This window comes from Olsenella sp. kh2p3 (genome assembly GCA_900119625.1).
Taxonomy (GTDB): Bacteria; Actinomycetota; Coriobacteriia; order Coriobacteriales; family Atopobiaceae; genus Tractidigestivibacter.
In genome coordinates this window covers 111,816-130,079 of the sequence record FPKD01000005.1, presented here as the reverse complement: position 1 = coordinate 130,079, position 18,264 = coordinate 111,816, and the positions used below count along the sequence as shown (strand labels likewise).

Annotated in this window: 13 protein-coding genes; 1 reads left to right on the top strand and 12 read right to left on the bottom strand. The window is 63.8% G+C overall.

The annotated features are described in order from the left end of the window. Nucleotides 1-27: 27 nt before the first annotated feature. From BT122_RS07230 to BT122_RS07195, 8 genes are all read right to left on the bottom strand, one after another. A complete protein-coding gene (locus BT122_RS07230) occupies nt 28-1,146 on the bottom strand; it encodes a glycosyltransferase family 1 protein (protein WP_072355293.1) in 1,119 nt (372 codons plus the stop codon). 1 nt (nt 1,147) lies between these two features. Then, nucleotides 1,148-2,275: a WaaS/CpsH family glycosyltransferase gene (locus BT122_RS07225; RefSeq protein WP_072355292.1), complete on the bottom strand. Its 1,128-nt coding sequence runs from the start codon at nt 2,273-2,275 to the stop codon at nt 1,148-1,150. A gap of 163 nt (nt 2,276-2,438) precedes the next feature. Beyond that, the gene (locus BT122_RS07220; protein ID WP_072355291.1) at nt 2,439-3,173 is read right to left on the bottom strand and encodes a sugar transferase; all 735 of its coding nucleotides are present in this window, start codon (nt 3,171-3,173) and stop codon (nt 2,439-2,441) included. A gap of 232 nt (nt 3,174-3,405) precedes the next feature. Continuing rightward, nucleotides 3,406-4,047, bottom strand: a complete 642-nt coding sequence (locus BT122_RS07215) for a CpsB/CapC family capsule biosynthesis tyrosine phosphatase (protein ID WP_072355290.1) — start codon at nt 4,045-4,047, stop codon at nt 3,406-3,408. A 21-nt stretch (nt 4,048-4,068) separates the two neighbouring features. Continuing rightward, nucleotides 4,069-5,136, bottom strand: coding sequence for a CpsD/CapB family tyrosine-protein kinase (locus BT122_RS07210; RefSeq protein ID WP_072355289.1), 1,068 nt, complete (start codon nt 5,134-5,136; stop codon nt 4,069-4,071). A 4-nt stretch (nt 5,137-5,140) separates the two neighbouring features. Beyond that, nucleotides 5,141-5,797, bottom strand: a complete 657-nt coding sequence (locus tag BT122_RS07205; RefSeq protein WP_072355288.1) for a YveK family protein — start codon at nt 5,795-5,797, stop codon at nt 5,141-5,143. Nucleotides 5,798-5,899: 102 nt separating this feature from the next. Next, nucleotides 5,900-6,703 (bottom strand): YebC/PmpR family DNA-binding transcriptional regulator, encoded by an 804-nt coding sequence (locus BT122_RS07200; RefSeq protein ID WP_059055186.1) that lies wholly within the window; start codon nt 6,701-6,703, stop codon nt 5,900-5,902. A 575-nt stretch (nt 6,704-7,278) separates the two neighbouring features. Continuing rightward, a complete protein-coding gene (locus BT122_RS07195; protein ID WP_072355287.1) occupies nt 7,279-7,986 on the bottom strand; it encodes a DUF6580 family putative transport protein in 708 nt (235 codons plus the stop codon). 188 nt (nt 7,987-8,174) lie between these two features. Here BT122_RS07195 and BT122_RS07190 point away from each other — a divergent pair, with 188 nt between their 5' ends. Then, nucleotides 8,175-8,615 carry a hypothetical protein gene (locus BT122_RS07190; protein WP_072355286.1) on the top strand — a complete coding sequence of 147 codons (441 nt, stop codon included), beginning with the start codon at nt 8,175-8,177 and terminating at the stop codon, nt 8,613-8,615. 39 nt (nt 8,616-8,654) lie between these two features. On the opposite strand, the gene BT122_RS07185 is transcribed toward BT122_RS07190, so the two are convergent. Genes BT122_RS07185 through BT122_RS07170 form a run of 4 tightly spaced genes read right to left on the bottom strand, consistent with a single transcriptional unit; the run spans nt 8,655 to nt 17,942 of the window. After that, entirely contained in the window at nt 8,655-10,082 is a 1,428-nt protein-coding gene (locus tag BT122_RS07185) for an ABC transporter ATP-binding protein (protein WP_143190004.1), read from the bottom strand. Beyond that, the gene (locus BT122_RS07180) at nt 10,079-10,954 is read right to left on the bottom strand and encodes an energy-coupling factor transporter transmembrane component T family protein (protein ID WP_083432377.1); all 876 of its coding nucleotides are present in this window, start codon (nt 10,952-10,954) and stop codon (nt 10,079-10,081) included. The genes BT122_RS07185 and BT122_RS07180 overlap by 4 nt, the downstream gene beginning before the upstream one ends. A gap of 34 nt (nt 10,955-10,988) precedes the next feature. Further along, nucleotides 10,989-12,179, bottom strand: coding sequence for a DUF4430 domain-containing protein (locus BT122_RS11095; protein WP_072355284.1), 1,191 nt, complete (start codon nt 12,177-12,179; stop codon nt 10,989-10,991). Beyond that, complete coding sequence (locus tag BT122_RS07170; protein ID WP_072355283.1) at nt 12,180-17,942, bottom strand: DUF4430 domain-containing protein; 5,763 nt, start codon at nt 17,940-17,942, stop codon at nt 12,180-12,182. Nucleotides 17,943-18,264 lie beyond the last annotated feature (322 nt).

The window sequence follows — 18,264 nt, the reverse complement described above, 5'->3', positions numbered from 1 at the left end:
CATCGCTGAAAAACTTCGCGGTGTACTTCACTGTTCCGTTGCTCCTTCATAAAGTCGTAGATATTTATCAGTCAGCCACTGCCCCTGCTTGACGATATCGTAGTTCGCGAAGTCGGAGCGATCCGTGGCGGAGCGCTCGACGTCCGTCTTGGGCTCGAGCGCACAGAGCGCGTCGGCCCAGACCTTCGGGTCGTTTATCGGCAGGAACTCGCAGGTCCCCGTCACGTCCACCTCGCGGGTAATCCGGTCGGAAAGCAGGCACGGCAGCCCCGCCGCCTGTGCCTCGACGCCGACGAGGCACAGGCCCTCGTATAGGCTGGGCAGCGCGAACACGTCGAACGCCTGGTAGAGCCGGTTCACGTCGTCTCTCTGACCCAGGAACCTCACCTTGGCCTGGAGCCCGTGTTCGCGCACCCAGCTCTCCGCGAGGGCCTCGGCTTCGCCGGAGCCCACGCACAGGAGAACCAGGTCGTCGCGCCTCTGCGCGGCGCGGGAGAACGCATCGAGCAGGAAGCGGTGGTTCTTCTGCGGCATGAACCGGCCCACGTGGCCGATGACCACCTGCCCGCCGACGAGGCCCAGGCCGGCTCGCACCTTCGCGCGAGCCGGGGCACTGAAGAAGAACCGGTTCAAATCGATCGCGTTGTAGACGACCTCGAAGGGCGTCCCCTTCCCGAAGAGCCACTCCCCGGCGAACCTGCTGCAAGCGAAGCGCTCCGTGGGCCAGCGGTTGGCCTGGGTCTTCAGGATCGCCTTGGCGGCGTTCTTCACCGTCTCGCCCTTGCCAGCCGTGCTGTGGCTGTGCGATATGCGCACGGGCACGCCGGCCTTCGCGGCCTCCTTCAAGGGGAACACGTTCAGCGCGTTCATGTGCGCGTGTACGATCTTCCACTCGGTGTGCTCGCGGAACAGGTCGTAGGCGGCTTTCTGGAAAGCCGGGAGGTTCGTGTAGGCGGGCACCGTGAACACGCGGGCACCGAGCGATTCCATCTCCTCACGCGGCACGAGGGTGGAGCTCTCCGTCACAATGAAGTCGAACTGCACCTTCGTACGATCAACGTGGCGGTAGTAGTTCATCACGACGGCCTCGACGCCGCCGCCATTCATGTTGCCCACGAACTCGCAGACCCGTATCGGCTCGGCCATGTCAGCGCACCCCCGCAGGGGCGCATAACCCGCAATCTACCAACGACGCCGTCAATCCGTCCTCCACGAATACCCCCCGCGGGATATCGCAGGGATCGAAGTCATCAACATTGCTTGCCTTCCTGTAGCCGCTGAATGGTTCTCCCATTCCAAGCATTGTTTCCGCAAAGGAATGAAGCGAGTAGCTCTCGTACACGTCCTTGGGCAGCTCTGAATAGGAATGCGAGAAGAAGTCATCCATAATCCCCTGGGATTTCTCCCTTGAATCAATCACAGCAACATTCTCGCTACGGTAAAAATTGTAGTTGTAAACGTCTGCATTGGCAGTAATGAGCTTTCGATGAGCGCCCAGAGTCTCAAGAGTACGGATAGTAAGGCCAGACTGACCTGCTTGAGGAGAGTCAACCACCGCACGTGAATACGCATACACATCAGCCACTTGGGCAGGCGTTAGTGTCTCATGCTTGAACTCGACACCACGATACTCAGGGTCCTCTGCCTTCCGGAGAGTTTCAATAGACTTGGACGGCATGTAATACCACTCGAAGACTCTTAGACCTCGTTCTTTTAGAGCATTACATGTAGCATGCACGGAATGAAATTTACTACGTTGGTGGACACTGCCAATGAAGCAAGCATCCCACTTGAAGCCATCCAAAGGCTCCAAGGGTAGGTTCATATATGACCCTGAATAAAACAGCGGGCGAAGCTTGAGTCCATACTTCTCGCAGTCCCGGGGCTCAAACGAATACACATCGTCAAAGAGGCTCCGACATGCGCCAAGTCGTTGACAATTGTCAAAAGCATCCCAGAGACCTGCAACGAAATGCGCTTCAGATGCTCTGCGCATGCTCTCCAGTTGAGAGAATGTAAAGCAAAACGACATCCCTGAAAGATAGACCACAAAATCAAATTGACTTTCAGCGATGATTTCTTCGACCTTTTTCGCATAGGCAGCAATTTCAGAGTCAACCAGACGATAACTAATTCGACCAAGAGACTTGAACATGACTGACTCACTTGGCCTGTCGTTAATCGTATTAACCGCATGCCCCATACGTTTGAATTCGGCAGCCACCATGTCTCGATATCCGAAAAAAGACGGCCCCATGACGAGAATGCTAGCCATTAATGTAGCACCTGCAATTCATGCGCTAATGGCGGAAGGCAATAGCGCTTAGTTTTGTTTGAATTCGACCACGACAAGATTGATAGGCCGTCGGGCTCAACAGCATACATAGCTTCTCCAGGCCATCGTTTATTTAACAATCTGTGCGATGGAATTGGAATCATTACTTACCAGTTCTCTTGCTGAACATGACGCCAAAGGTATTGAAGAAGCACTTGGCGTCCAGCCCAAGACTCGCCTCTTTGACATACCTCAGCTCAATCTTCTGCCTCTCACCTGTCTCAAAGGTGGCATCATTTCGCTTTGAGGACTGCCAGAGGCCAGTAATGCCCCCCGGAACGCTACAGAGCAGCGCGGCATCATCGCCGAAATGCTCAAGCTCGTCATACGATATTGGACGAGGACCGATGACGCTTATTTGGCCAAGCAGCACATTGAGAAACTGCGGAAGCTCATCAATAGAGGTCTTCCTCAGAACCCGGCCAAGCTTGGTGATACGCGGATCATTGTCTACCTTGCGTTCACGCTTCCAAACGGCGAGCTGCTCGGGTGTGAGGTACTTCTCAACATCGTCAGCATCCGCCACCATGGAGCGAAACTTATAGATATGGAAGGGCCTTCCATACCTGCCCACACGCACCTGCGAGTAGATTGGAGTTCCCTTGGTATCTATAGCAATCGCAACGGACAGCAATGCGCACGGGATGAGACCGATAATGGTCACGCATCCCGAGAATGCAATATCAAAGGCGCGCTTAACAAAACGATAGCCAAAGGACCTAGAGTCAACGGACTTGCAGAGGGCGACGAACTCCTCAGAGCCGGGACAGGGTTTGTCGGCATCCTTGGTGCCTTGGAGAGTTGTGAACTCAGTAGACTTGCGAGACTTAGGGGGCATTACCGACGCCTGCTCCCTCGATGCTTGGCCGGCTTCGGCCAAACATAATTGTTCGCAACTCTGTCGCTCCACGAAGACCCCCCCCCGAGCAATTTTCGGGGAACACAATTTATCCTTTAGTGTAGGTCCATTCTATGTCTTGGTCGCGTTTCAGGCCAATGGAAAGGACATTCAGTCCTGCACGCCACAATCATCACATCAGTATGTTGAATCAAGCCCATGGCCTGTAGGTCTACGCAAGGTAGTTCCCGTACTTTCTCAGCGCCTTGGCCAGGTACTGGTAGTGCTTCACGCAGTGCGCGTCGCTCGCAATAAACGTGTAGAGGCCCTGCTTCATGAGCTCGATGGCCGGGCGCTTCTCGGCACCCAGACGCCCACCCGCGATGAAGTCCGCAGATGCCTGGAGCCTGCAGCCCATATCCACAAGCTCCTGGGCTAGCCCCACGTCCCGCTGCACCGCCACATAGCGCTCAGGGTGCGCGATGATCACGTTGAAGCCCATGCCCTGCAGCTCGAAGATGGTCCTCTCGTAGTCCACAAAGCGCGAGGGGGACGCGTTGACCGAGAGCTCGAGCAGGAAGTCCGCCGTGCCGTAGCAGCCCAGCACCCGTGCCCAGTCCATCCCCAGGTCCATGAGCTTGTGGTGGTTCACCTCGAAGCCCATGTGCAGGGGGAAGTCCCCGGCCGCGTCCTGGAGCTGGTAGAAGGCCTGCCACATGGCATCGTAGTCGAAGTAGGGGTCCCGGCAGTGCGGCGTGCAGGTTATCTCCGTCACGCCGGCGGCCTTGGCGGCCGCAAGCATAGCAAGCGACTCCTCCATGGAGGAGGAGCCGTCATCTACACCGGGAAGTATGTGGCAGTGAATGTCGTGCACGTCTCGCTCCCCTACCGTGGGCTAGTATTCCTCGTCATCATAGCGGGGATAGCTGCGATTGCCACGCGCGGCACGGGATTGCTCGGCCAGTCGCTGATAGATGGCCGTGTCGCCGGGGCCGGGAACGTGAGCGCGCTGGTACTGCGGCTGCGATGCCGCCTGGGGCTGCTGAACGGGACGCTGCTGCGCCGGGGCTGGCTGGGGCTGGGCAGCGCGGGCCTGCTGCTGGGGCTGGGGCGCGCGCTGGGACTGGGTCCTGCGTGGGGGCGGGCCGGCAGGCACGGGCGTCTGGGAGGCGGAGCCGTTCTGGTGGCCGTTGCTGGTAGGCCTTGAGGCGGGCGCCTTCTGGGGCTGGGGCTTGGCCGGGACGAACTTGGGGGCGTTAGTCTCCTCCTCGGCGTGGTTGTGGCGGCCACCCTCCCCGCTCTCGTAGTAGTACGAGTAGTAGCTGTTGCCCTTGCCAAAGTCGCAGCCGTTCATGACCACGCCGGCGAGGTTGCAGTTGGAAGCTCGGAGCTGGTCCACGGCCTGCTGGAGCTCCGCCCGCTTGACAAAGTTCTCGCGCGCGACGAGCAGCACGGCATCGACCTTGGTGCCCAGGACGGCCGCATCCACGAAGGTGGTCACGGGCGGCGTGTCGAAGACCACATAGTCAAAGCGGCCGCGCGCGTTGTCCAGGAAGCTCTGGAAGTGGTGCGAGTTGAGGATGTTCGAGGGGTTGGGAATGTGCGGCTCGGCATCCAGGAAGTAGAGGTTCTTGGTGGGCGTGCGCACGGCGGCCTGCTCGAGCGAGACCTGACCGGTCATCACGGAGTAGATGCCGGTCTGGGCGTGCACGCCAATGCGGGTGGCAACGCTGCGGCGGCGCATGTCGCACTCGACGAGGAGCGTGGAGGCGCCGGAGGCGGCGATGGCCGAGGCGATGTTCACCGAGACGAAGGTCTTGCCCTCGTTGGGGACCGAGGACGTGATGGCAAGGACGTGCACGGGATTGTCGACGCTCATGAAGCGAATGTTGGCGAAGAGGGTCTGCGCGGCGTTAGAGACCGCCTGGCTCTGCTCCTCGGCGCGCTGGTTTCTCCTAGGCATCTGCTTACATCCCTTCGACCTTGGGGAAGTGGCCCACGACGGGCAGGTCCGCGATCTCCTCGGCGTCCTTGCTGTTCCTCACGCGCGTGTCGGCCATGTCGGCAACGACCACGATCACGACGGCCACGAAGAGCCCGGCGAGAAACGCGACCGCCATGTATAGCGCGCGCTTGGGGCCGGAGGGCGTGGTGGGCGTGACGGCCGCGTCGATCACGTTGACGGACTGCACGTTCATGACCTGTGCGGCGACGTTCGAGACGTCCGTTACCAACGCGTTTGCGACCTCCGCGGCCTTCTCGGCGTCTGTGCCGGTGACGGTAAGGTCAATCACGCGGGTGGTGGTGGAGCTGGTGACGTCGATCTTGTAGGCGTTGAGGTTGTCGAGACCCAGCTGGGTGGCGACGTCGCCCTTCACGCGGTCGGACTTGATGATGCTGGACACGTCGTTCGTGAGCATCTGGGATGCCGAGAGGTCGCCCTGCGTGACGGTGGTGCCGTCTGGGCTGCTGGACTTGGAGAGCACGTACATGGAGGTGCTGGCAGTGTACTGGTTGGGGAGGAAGAAGGCGTACGCGCCGGTGATGACCGCGAATGCCACGGGAAGCAGGACCACGAGCCTGAGGTGCTTGCGCAGCAGATGGAGGAGTTCGAGAAGAGTCATTGACCTTTCCCTTGGACGGGAGCTTGGCTTTAGAGCCTTGCAAACGGGTGCCGAGAAGAGAGCGGCGCCGGGGCCTTGTGGCCGCCGGCGCCGGGTAGCGTGCTAGTCCTCGTCTTCTGCGAGGGCCTCGGCAATCTCGTCTGTGACGTTCATGGTGCTGTAGACGTTCTGGACGTCCTCCAGCTCGTCGAGGCGGTCGATGAGGCGCTGGACCTTCTTGGCGTCGTTGACGGAGACGTCGGTGGGGGTGGTGGGCATCATCGTGAGCTCGGAGCCCTTGACCTCGATGCCCTGGGCCTCGAGCGCCTTCTGGACGTCCTGCATCTTGTCGTAGGCGGTGTAGACGATCCACTCGTCTCCGGCGTCCTCGTAGTCCTCGCCGCCGGCCTCGGCCACGGCGAGCATGAACTCGTCCTCGTCCACGGCGTTCTCGCGGTCGGGGACCTTCTTCTCGTCGCTGTGGATGACCTTCTCGACGGCGATGGAGCCCTTGCGCTCGAACTGGAACGCGACGGAGCCGGAGGTGCCGAGGTTGCCGCCAGCGTGCGTGAAGGCGGAGCGGACGTCTGCGGCGGTGCGGTTCTTGTTGTCGGTCAGGCAGTCGACGTAGACGGCCACGCCTGCGGGGCCGTAGCCCTCGTAGGTAATCTCCTCGTAAACGGCTGCGTCTGCGCCGGCGCCGAAGGCCTTATCGATGGCCGCCTTGATCTTGGCGTTGGGCATGGAGACCATGCGGGCGCGCTGGACTGCGGCGGCGAGGGTGGCGTTGTTGTCCGGGTTGGGGTCGCCACCGATCTTGGCGGCAACGGTGATGTTGCGCGAGAGCTTGGAGAAGAGCGACGAGCGCTTGGCGTCGATGGCCGCCTTCTTGTGCTTGGTGGTAGCCCACTTAGAGTGTCCGGACATTGAGTCTCCTATCCACACCGCGCGCGGGCGTAACTGCGGGGCCCGCGCTTGTACTTGATGCGGGTGCGACGGTGCGCGGCCGGGACCGCTCCTTGGGGCGGCTGTGGGGGCTGCGAGCGCGGTCGATACCCATGTAACCTATGAAATTCTACTCTCTGGGGGCCGCGACGCAAGGGGGAGCGGGTTCGGGGCGGCACAGCGCAGGGCGGAAGTCCGGGTTTCTTCACATTTGGGGGGGTGCTGCGGGGGCCTCCTCTCTCTTCTCTTCTCCCCTCCCTCCCTTCCCCCTCCCTCTCTCCCCTCCCCTCCTGCCTTCTTTATCGGTATCTGTGAAACGACGGTCACGTTTGCGCAGGTCGCGCCAATCGAGATTCACAGATACCGATAAAGAAGGGAGGGTGAGAGGGAATGGAGGACGAGGGCCGCTTGGGGGCTGGCTGAGGCGGTGGGTCGATACACATTCGTTGTTCGAATGTGTATCGACCTGGGCGGGTCACAGATTCGGGTCCGAATGTGTATCAGGGGGCAGTGGGAAGCAGCCCCCGAAGGTGCCAGCCGTAGGCCGGGACTTGCAGCTACAAACCGTACTTCGCGACGGCGTGTCGGATGCGCGCGCCCCACGGCACCCAAATGGCCGCCAGGAAACCGACCGTCGCCGCACCGTGCAGACAGTCCCACGGCACGCCCGCCGCATACGCCGCAACGATTGCGGGCCAGGTGATGGGCTCCACGTAGCCAATCACGTACCAGCCGTTGAGAATTACCCCGTACATGAGCGCAGAGAGGAACCCGTACACGTACAGCGCGCCGCGGCGCTGGAAGAGGCCGCGCTCCCCCAGCACACCCGCGAGGTAGCCCACGAGCCCCCACGCGTACATCTGCCAGGGCGTCCACACGCCCTGGCCAAAGAAGAAGTTCGAGACCAGCGCCGCCAGCGCGCCCACCATGAAGCCCTCGCGCCTGCCGAGCGTTGCCCCGGCGACGATGGCGATGGCCGAGACGGGCTTGACGTCGGGAATCGGCGCGAAGAGGATGCGCCCCGCAGCCGCCAACGCCGCGAGCGTCGCCGTGGGCATGACCTGCCGGAGGGCCGGCCGGGAGGCCTCGTAGCTGGCAAGGAAGAGCCCCACGCAGAGAACGACCACCAGGAGCGTGAGCCCGGCTGCCGCCTGCACGCCGTTCACGGCACAGGCGACGAGAACCGCGGGGACGCCGAGGATCGACGGCACCTCGAGAGCAGCGAGAGCGCTCCGGCGCACGGTGCTTGTGCTGCTCGTCTTCATGGCGCGTCCGTCTCCCCTCTTGCCAAAATCTGACCGACCGCTCCAGGGCTGACTAGGCCCCGACAGATTGCTGACGCAGTAAACACTCTATGCCAGAGCGTAACGCCCGCTTGCGGGAAACCGTCACCAAGCTGCGTCGAATTGCCTAAGATGGGCATGTGCCGCACCCATCGACCGGAGGAGGCCCCATGCTCTACGTTGGAAACTTCAGCTACAACGATGACAAGGACCAGGCAAACAACTACTGCCTCATGCCGTGCGTGGTTGAGGCGGACTCGGCAGACGAGGCACTCGAGAAGTTCGCGTCAAAGTTCGCGAGCGTGCGCGCCGAGTCGGACCTACTTGAGGGCGCGAGTGAGATCTACCTCGACTCCCTGGTGGAGCTTGAGGGCGTGCCGCAGGACCCCGTGATCACCCAGTGGCAGAAGATCGTGCCCGCCATCGACGGCCTGTGCTCGGTGACGAGCGCGCTTCCCGACACGAGCGTGGACGAGCTTGCTGCCAGCGCGTACGGCTGGGGCGAGGACGACGGTGACGAGATCGAGCTCGAGGACATGGAGGACCTAGACGACCTCACCGAGGAGGACCTCGAAGAGGAGGGCATGGAGGAGCCGTTCCTCACGTTCTAGCGGGTTGCCGTCAGGGAGCTGACGGCGCGCTGCCACAACTCACGCATGGTACAGCCAGGACCCGGCGAGAAACTCGTCGGGTCCTTCTGTGCACGTCACGGCCCCGTCGAAGAGCAGCGACACGGAGTCTGCCACCGCAGAGACAAACGCAAGGTCGTGCGTGGCGAGAAGGACGCTTCTCCCCTCCTGGCGCAGCTCCTGCACGAGACGGGCAAGCTTGGTACGAGCCGCGGCGTCGAGGCCCTTTGTAGGCTCGTCCAAAACAAGCAGGCTTGGCCTTGTGAGCAGCAGCTTTGCAAAGGCCACGAGCTGCTGCTGGCCACCGGAGAGGTCAAGCGGGTTTCTCGCCGCAGTGTCTGAAAGACCCAGGCGCCCCATCATGGCCGTGACCTGGGCATCACCGTAACCCGCGCCCTTCGACCAGAGCATGAGCTCCTCGCGAACGGTCTGCGCCGAGAGGATCGCGCGCGGGCTTTGCGGCAGGTACGCCTGTGAGGCCGCGTGTGGGCGAGAGATGCGCCCGCGTTGCTGCGTCAGCGTCCCGCACGCAAGCTGTAAGAGGGTCGTCTTGCCCGAGCCGTTGCCGCCCACGATTGCCGTGACCTGGCCCTCGGGCGCCGCGAGGTCCAGTCCGCGCAGAACCCAGTCGGCTTTTCGCTCGTAGCGAAACCATGTGTCGCGCAGGGAGAGCGCGGTTTTCGAGCTGCTGACAGCGGTCTTGCCGGCAGCGCGCGCAACAGCCTCCGGCCTAAATGCGCAGGCGGCCACGGCCTCGTCGAGCGGAAGCTCGCGCACACGGCCGTCCTCCACGCGAAAGGCGCAGGTGGCCACGTCACGCATGGGCGCTGGGTCATGCGTTGCCACGACGACGGAAACCCCTAGCTCGCGGTTTGCGCGAAAGAGCATGGCCAGGAAGTCCTTCTCGGCAACTGGGTCGAGCATGGAGGTGGGCTCGTCCAGGAGCAGCAGGCGCGGCCGCATGGCAAGCGTCGCAGCCAGTGCGAGCATCTGGCGCTGCCCGCCGGAGAGACTTGCCGTCTGCCGCCGAAACCACGGTTCCATGCCAAAGAACATGCAGGTCTCGGCCACGCGGCGGCGCATCTCGGGCACGGGCGTCCCCAGGTTCTCAAGGCCGAAGGCCATCTCGTGCCAAACGGTGTCGCACACGATCTGGCTGTCGGGGCTCTGGAAGACAAAGCCCACGGTCTGAGCGGACTCGACAGGGGAGAGCGTGCGCAGCTCCTTGCCGAACGCGAGCACGTTGCCGGAAAGCGCGCCCGTTGGTGCCACCTCCGGCTTGGCCAGGCGCAGAAGCGTGGACTTTCCGGAGCCCGTTCCACCCGTAAGCAGTGCAAACGCTCCCTCGGGCACGGCCATCGAAACGTGCTCGAGCACTGGTGTCGGATCGGGTTCGGTGTCTGTGGCGGGATAAGCGAAGCTCACGTCCCTCAACTCGAGCGCGTTCACGAGAGCCTCCCCCACCTCAGGCGTTGTCCCAGGTCAAGGACCGTGGGCAGGAGCACGAGCGCTGCGTGGGGCAGGTACCCCCACCAGGCGACGAGCCGGGGCATGGTGGGATAGAAGCGCCACTGCGAGCAAGCCACATAGACGAGAAGCGCGCTTGCGGCGGCAAGCAGCAAGATTCCCGCAAGCGCAACTGCGTCAGAAGTCCGAAAGGAATCTGGCAGATAGCAGCTGCGGCGACCCGCGGCGCCCCAGCCGCGGGCGCGCATGGCGTCGGAGCGCTCGATGGAGTCCTCCAGCGACCAGCTCATGAGCTGGTCTGCCACGAGAACGCCGCGGTCGCGCGAACCTTCCGGCGCGGCCGCCGTGGTGGCGAGTGTCGCCGCGCGCACGGTCTGAGACCTGTCAAGGAGCTGCGGCACCAGCTGTGCCGCCATCGAGGTCACAAGCGTCACCGTGGGAAGCGCGCGGGCACCGAGCTGGAGCAGACGGTCTTGCGTGAGCACGCAGGAGGCGTCCTCGAACCACAGCACCACCGCCACGAGAAGCGCCCCCGCACAGGCACCGTAGGCGATGCTCTCCTGGTAGATGGCCATGGGGCCAAGCTGCGCCACAAGCGTGGAGCCAGACGCCGAGAAGAGCGGGTTGGCGACGGCGACAAGAGCCACCATGGGCAGCTGCCAGCGGAGGCCCTTGAGCGTGCGACGCCATCCGCGGGCGACAAGCGAGAACGCGAGGGCACCTGCGAGCGAGATGCCCACGCAGACCGGTTGCATCGCGAATATCGCGATGAGGATGGTCGTGGCGAAGTACGTCGCCGGCACTGCCGGGTGGCAGGTGTCGAAGGCGGTATGTGTGTCTCGCATGGTCAGCATGTGACGAGTATGACGCACCTTCCGATTTCTGACGCTACGCCGACGTGACGTAGACCCACGTCACCGCATCGCCATCCGAGAGCGTATAGGACCCCGCCGAGTAGCCGGGATAGCTGCCGTTGACAGCGTACTTCCAGCCGCTCTCGCCACCCTGGTCCTTCTCGGCATACCCGTTGATGGCGGCAACGTAGACGCCGAGGGCCGTGCTGCGCGCGTTGACGTTTGCGCCAGTTGCGACCAGCGCGTCATATGCCGTGGCGCCGGGGTCGAGCGATACGGAGTACGAACTGGACGCGCCCCCGTCGGCACGGGCGTCGATGGTCACGGTGACGCGGACTTTGGCTTCCTGCGTCGGAGACTGGGAAGGTTGGCCTTCCTGTTGCGTACCGGTTGCTGACGCAGAACCGCCCGAACCCGCCGCGGGGGCGCTGGCGGAAGAACCAGACTCAGCGACGCTCGCTACCCCCGAGCTGACATCTTTCTGACGAGTTGCGACGTCGGCGGCCGAGAGGTTCTCACCGGCTGACGTGACGTTAGCGTCAACTGTCACGGCACTGCCATCCGGCAGCGTCGGCGCGATGCCCGCAAACTGTGGGATGTCGCCTGCGTCAAGCTGGGCGTACGCGTCACCGGAGATGCCGTAGCCGGTTGCTGCCGAAAGGAGCGTCGCCAGGTCTCCCGTGGCGGGGGCACCGTTCGTGGGCATGGTCACGGCCATGCGCACGGCACCGGCACCGTCCTCGCAGATCCATGTGACGTTTGGGATGCCCACGCCCTGCTCGGAGGCCCAGGTGGCAAGGGCAGCGGAGCGCCGGGCGCAGGCAAGCGCCATGTCCGGCGCCGGAGCGGAGCTTGCCTCCTCCACCCAGATGCCATCTGCGGAGAGGACAACCTTGGCCTGGTCCGCCTCGAGGGAGACGTCCGTGCCGTCGAACTGGAGCGAGGCAAGTGCTGAGTAGACGTCGTCCGTGGTGACCGTGAGGGTCTGGGACGCCTCTTGCGACGCAGCGACGTCCTTGTCGGTGAGTTGTTCCTCCTCGGCCGTGGTCTGGAACGCAGCGGAGCCCGTTGCCCACGCAAGCGGGTCGCCGCCCTGCGCGTAGACGGACATCGCCCAGACGCAGAAGGCGACGAGGATGACGGCGAGAACCGTAATGATCGCCCTCGCAGCGCGCCTACCGTTTGCTGGCTGGTTGCCGCCAGCCTGCATACCGCTATCTGACATCTAGCCGCGCCTCCCCTCGGAAGCGTCCTGGTTGCCGCGTCGGCGGGTGGCAAGCAGCAGGACGAGCAGTGCCGCACCCACGCAGGTGCCAACGATTGGCCAGATGGGAAGGCCCGCCTGGTTCACGGCAGGCTCGCCGGTGGCCGTGGTCTCACCCGAGACGGCAGACTCCGGGGATGCGGTTGTGGTTACGGCGGTCACGTCCTCCGACGAGTAGCTGCCGAGAAGCGAACCGCTTTCTGACGCGGGGGCGTCGGCTGTCGCGGAGCCAGTCGACGCGTTGCCGACAGAGACGGGTACGCGAGGCTTTGCTGGCGTCGTGGCGGATGGGGTCGGGACGGTATTGCCGGAGGCGCTGCCTGTGGTGTTGCCACCCGCATTACCGCTGGTACCAGCGTTGCCGCTGCCACCCGCAGAGCCACCGTTGTTCTCGCCGTTCTCGCCCTCGCCCCCGTTAGGAACAGGCGTGGTCCCGGTGGCGTCCAGCTTGAAGAGGGTGCCGGAGTCGTTGAAGTAGTAGAGGTTGCCGCTCGCGTCGCAGGCAACGGAGCTCAGGCAGAACTGCCAGAGATCGTTGTTCTCCTCGTGCGGAGGCAGGTAGAGGATGCTCGCCTCGGAATCGCCCAAGCGATACGCGTACACGCCGCCCGGCTTGCCGTTGCTGGTGAAGTACACGTAGGTGTTGCCGTCGGCGGCAACGCTCACCAGCGGCGTGCCCTTGACCTCGCCGGTGCCCGCCTGGCGCTTGACCTCAACCTTAGGCACCAGGACCTCGTGCTCAACTTCCATGTTACCCAGGTTGATCACGAACAGCGCGCCGTCGGCCTGGTTCGCTGGCGTTGATCCGCCCACGTAGGCACGCCCGTCGCAGATGACGGGTGACGAGGTTGACTTCGAGCCAAACTTCACGCTGCGACCCGCCGTCCGCGAGCCGTCAGAACCCAGGAAGAACTCATGCAGCGAGCCGTCGGTCGTGACCGCGTAGACCGTGTTGCCGCTCACCGTAAGCTGCGCGCGGCAACGCGTCCCCAGCTCGAGGGAGGAAAGCTCCTCTCCCGTCGTGGCGTCAAGCAGCGAGACGCTCCCCTCGTCGTTGACCGTAAGCACCCCCACAGACGTAGGCAGGGCACCCGTCCAGTAGTAGCCAACGCTCGTGTTCTCGTGCGACCACACAAGGCTGCCGTCCGCAAGGCTCACGCAGGCAACGTAGCCGCCGCAGGTGTCGCCGCCGTCAGCCGCTGCGGTCGAGAAGTACGCCTTGCCGTCGCGAACAGTGATGGACGAGAGGAGCTGCTGCTCAGTAGCCGTGCCGCTCGCGCTGGTCGAGGTGGGCAGCGCAGCCGAGACCCAGACCGTGGTCAGCGTGTCTGCCGTGAGCGCCTGGACGCGCCCACCGTGCAGCGGCACAAGTATGAGGCCGTCGGCGTACTGCAAGCGCGCGGTAGAGTCGACGCTCGCGGCCAGGCGCGCCGAGTCGAGCACCACGCCTGTGGACGCGTCACGCCGGTAGAGCTGCGTTTGCGCAGCATCGTAGACGTCGCCGTTCACGACTATCGCGTCGCTCGCGTTGACAAACATGCTGGTCGTAGTACGTGACTGAGCCCAGTCAAGCTTGGCATACGTGTTGGAGCCGGGCACTGGAGTCGAGAGTCCGCGCACCACGCCCGTCTCGTCAGCGCCCTTGTAGCCGGGCCAGGCAGCCTCGAGGCCCGTGGGACGCGTGGCGTCAGGCTCGATGACCAGAACTTCGTCCTTGGGAGGCAGCTCCTTGTCCGCGCCGTAGTACCAGACGACCTCGCTGCCGTTGGAGATGTTCACGCTGCCGGCACCTAGCTGCGACAGCTCCCCGTTAACATACAGCTGCCAGTACCGACCGGTTTTAGATTCCCAGCCCCGTTCCTTGCCGTCGACGGGCGAGGTGATGGTGTTGAGGTACCAGCCCCAGCTTGCGACGCCGGAATCGTGCGCAAGGCCCTTCTCGCCAAAAACTGCCTCGGTAAGGTCGGCCGCCGTCGAGCCCTCGACGAGCGTGAGCGACGTGGTGTCCAGCCAGACCTGATCCTGGCCAGAGTCGTCCTTGCCAATCACCTTCACCGAGCCGGTGACCTGGCCAGGAAGCGAGTCTCCCCATGCCGAGAAGTACCAGACGACCTGGTCACCATCCTTGAGAACGTAGCTCGACGCCATCACCGTGGCGGACTTGCCGTTGATGAAGAGCTGCCACCACTTGCCGGTCGCTGCGTCATAACCCTGCGAGAAATCGCCCTTTTTGAACTCCATGAGGTCTGGGTCAGAGATGATGCCATTGGCGTCGAGGACCTTCTTGGTGAAGTCGGCCGCGGTGGTACCCGGCTCGACCGAGAGCGAGGTCTCGGGCACCCAGCTCTCGGTGGCGCCGGAGGCGTTGGGGCCATTGGGCCCAATGACGGCGCAGCTAGCGGTGATGCTCTCGGGGGCGTCCTTGCCAGAGGCGCCAGCGACTGCGAACGTGGCCGAGACGTCCTGGTCCACAAGGCTCGCCAGCTTGGCCTTGAGCTGGTCGCTCACCGTGGGGTCATCTTTGTAGTAGACGTAGTACGCCTGGTAGCGCTCGTCAGTGAGGCGAGAGGTCACGGTCACGCGCGTGTTGTCCGCAGGCTTGGTGTACGCGAGAAGCTCGTTCGAGATTACGTCCGGACGGCTGGACTTGAAGGTGCGCCAGGTCATACCGCCCATGTCGCTGTATCCAGGCAGGTCAACCGGTACGATGCCGGGATGCGCGGACTGGGTCGCGCGGTCGCGAGCCCAGGCGAGGTTGCCCGAGGCGTCCTCATACGCACCGAGGAAGGTCCGCAGGCTTCCGGTCACGCCATTGGCATCCTGACCGTCGAGAAGTGCGGTTGCATACCCATCCTTGGCATGCCCCATGAGCGTCACCGCACGGTCAAGCTCCCTCTCGTCCAGCGGCGTCAGGGCGAACTCGAGCGACTTTGTTGCAGTTATCTGCGGGTTCTCCTTGTCAGAGACCGTGCAGGAAATGGTCACGGTACGCGTACCGTCAAGCGGGCGCACGACGGTGGCGTGGTAGCCGTTGATGCTCACCAGCGGGCTGTCGCTCGCGTAGGTGACGGAGTACTGCTTGCCGTCCACGCCCAGCGCGCGGGTGGTAGGAAGCTGCAAGTCCCCGGTAATCGCCGTGGGATCGACCGCCTCGCCAGTCGAGAAGGCGGTCACCTTCTCGTACGCAAAGCCGTTCTCGACCTTTGCCGCAAGCTCTGCCTGTGCTGCGGCAACGGCCTCGGGGTCTGCCTTGACGGTAACCGGGAAGTCCTTGGTCACCGAGACGTCCGGCATACCGTAGCCCGAGAAGGACACGGTCGCCGTGAGCGTCACCGGCGCGTCCACCGACCCGCGCGTGGGCGTGGCCGTGAGCGTGCTGTCCCAGCTCTGACCGGTTACCGACACGGTACTGTCGTCAGCACTCCACGTGGCATTGGCGCCGCCCAGGCTTGCGGGGAGGGAGAAGGCCTGCGTCACGGAGTCCGCGGAGTCGCCCTCGGCAAAGCCCAGCGTGATGGCGTCAGCCTTCTTCTGAAGAACCGCCCGTGCCGCGTCCTCGTCCCATGGCACCCGGAAGGTACGGTTGGGGCTGAACGTCACGGTCTCGTCGCCGCGGGTGAGCGTGAACTCGATCGAGTCCACCGTCTGGAGCGAGGACATGTTCCAGCTGGAGACCTTGTCGGTGTCGCACGAGAAGTACGTGATGGCGCCGTTGTCCGCGTCTCCTGTGGATATGCCCACGGTGGCGTTGGCGTCCGTGTCCTGGAACGAGACGCTGGTCACGCGCACGGTGAGCCCCGTGGTGTCAACGCCCTTATCCGCCAGCTTGGCGAGAAGCACGTCGTTCACGTTGGTGTCGGTGCCATAGGTGAGGGAGGGGCGCCAGTTCTCGTTCTGGAGGCGCGCGACGGCACCGGCAAGCGTGTTCGCTCCGACGACGGCCTGGTCAAACCCCGCCGAGACGGATGTCACGCCACTTGTCGCCGTGACCTTGAGGTACTTGCCCGCAGCGCTTTCCGGAATCTGCAGGGTTGCCGACGTGCAGCCGACAAGCGGTTGCCACTCTTCTGACGGGGCATCGGCGCTTGCCGCGACGTACCACTGCAGGCTGACGCCATCCTTGCCTGTGACGTTCGCGTTGCTGCCGGAGAGCTGCGAGGCGTAGGCCGTGGCAGTCGCGGTGTCTCCGGTGAGAAGCGCGCCCGAGGAGGGCGACACTACAACATGGTGGAGGTCGTATGCGCCCGCTGCCTTGACCAGGGTCTTCTCGCTCTGGGCAGGCGCCATGAGCGCGCTGCAGCTGGCCCACACGTACTTGCCCTCGAGCGACGAGGAGAGATTGAGCGTGGTGCCGACAGCGCCGTCTGCTGCCGTGAGCTCGCGCGCGTTGGTGCCCTCCGCGTCATCCGCTGCATACCAGGTGCATGTGAGCTTGGCGTCCGAGGGGAGGTCCGTCTCGTATGAGCCCCAGCTGCTGGTCTTCTCGTACTGGGGCTGCGCCGTAAGCGTTGCCCCTACCTGGGCGTTTGTGGCCGAGGAGGAGAGCTTCACGCTGGAGACGTCATAGGCGCCCGCAAGCGCGACGGGGCCAACCGGATCCTTCGAGGAGGTCCCGTAATAGGAGGGCGCGCTCGTGGAGACAACGGAGTTGCCGCTCGTCGCCTTGACGCGCAGGTACGCGCCAACAAGCGAGGTTCCGTCAGAAGTCTGCTCGGGAACGGTCAGGGTTGCGGAAGTCGCTCCGGGGATGTCCGTAAACGCGGAGTCCTCTGTCGACTTGCTCGCAGCCCACTGCCACTGGAAGTGGACGACATCCATGGAGGAGGTCTGGGCGTAGGCACCGGTGTATGCCGTTGCGGTGATGGTCTGGCCGACCTTCGCCGAGCCGGATGCATCGATCGTCACCTTGTAGAGAGTGACTGTCCCCGCCTCCTGCACGGGGCCCGCCGCGGAGCTCTTGGCTGCTCCATAGCCGCCGTCCGCACTTGCGTAGACGTACTTTCCGAGAAGGTCGGAGGTGACGTCGAGCGTGGGCGTCGTGGCACCAGCGATCTTCTCACCCGTGCCGTACGCCGAGTCGCTGGCGTACCACGACCAGGTCACGGCGGCGTTTGAGGTGGCGTCTGCGCCGGAGGAGTCCTTCGCAGACGCAGTGACGGTGTCTCCGGGGGCGAGCTTTCCGGTGTTGCTCAGCGACACGCTCACGAGGTTGACCGAACCGGCAGCAGCGACCTTGTTGCGGCTGCGCGTCGTGCGAGAAGAGCCACCGTCGGCGGTAGTAATCGTGCATCGAACGTAGCGGCCGGCATAGTCCGCAAGCGAGAGGGACTGCGTGGTGGCGCCGGGGATGTCCTCCCAGGTTGAGTTGTCCGGGCTAGCCTGCCACTGGTAGGTGAGGGTGGCCGGGTCGATGGGGGCGCTGGCGCCCCTCTCGCGCGCCCATGCCCACAGCGTGTCCGAGGCGGCAAAGGCATAGGTGCCGCCCGTGGAGCTTGCGCTGGTGGTGAGGTAGGTCGAGTAGATGGTTGCCGACGCGACATCGGGGGCGCTCGTCTCGGCCGGCGTCGTCTGCGTCGCTGCCGTCGCGGCCGTCTCCGCTGGCGCAACCTCGGCAAGCGCTCGGGTTGGCACCATCGATGCCGCCGTGACCAGCGACAACGTGACTGCCAGAATGCGGTCGCGCAGACGGCACGCAGGCATGGACATGGGTTCAGTGGGGTTCATTCCCGCCTCCCTGTGATCTGCTCCCTTGGGAGCGTCGAGGGCAGGCAGGGCCGTCGAGTGGCGACGGTAGCCTCATGGCGCAGCGTCGGCGGTTGCGCGGCGTGCGCGACTGAGCACAGTTCTGGTTGCTGACCCGGAGTAGAACCGGGATCCATTTGCAGGCCTCACAGCTGCCCAAACCGTGCCCTCGGTTTGAATGTTGCCTGAAGTATAGACGAGAGGCGCCGGCACTTCTCGCCGCGCGACCGACTCGCCACACATTCGCACCCGAATCTGTATCCCGCGCAGGTTGATACACGTTCGGGGTCCGAATCTGTATCGC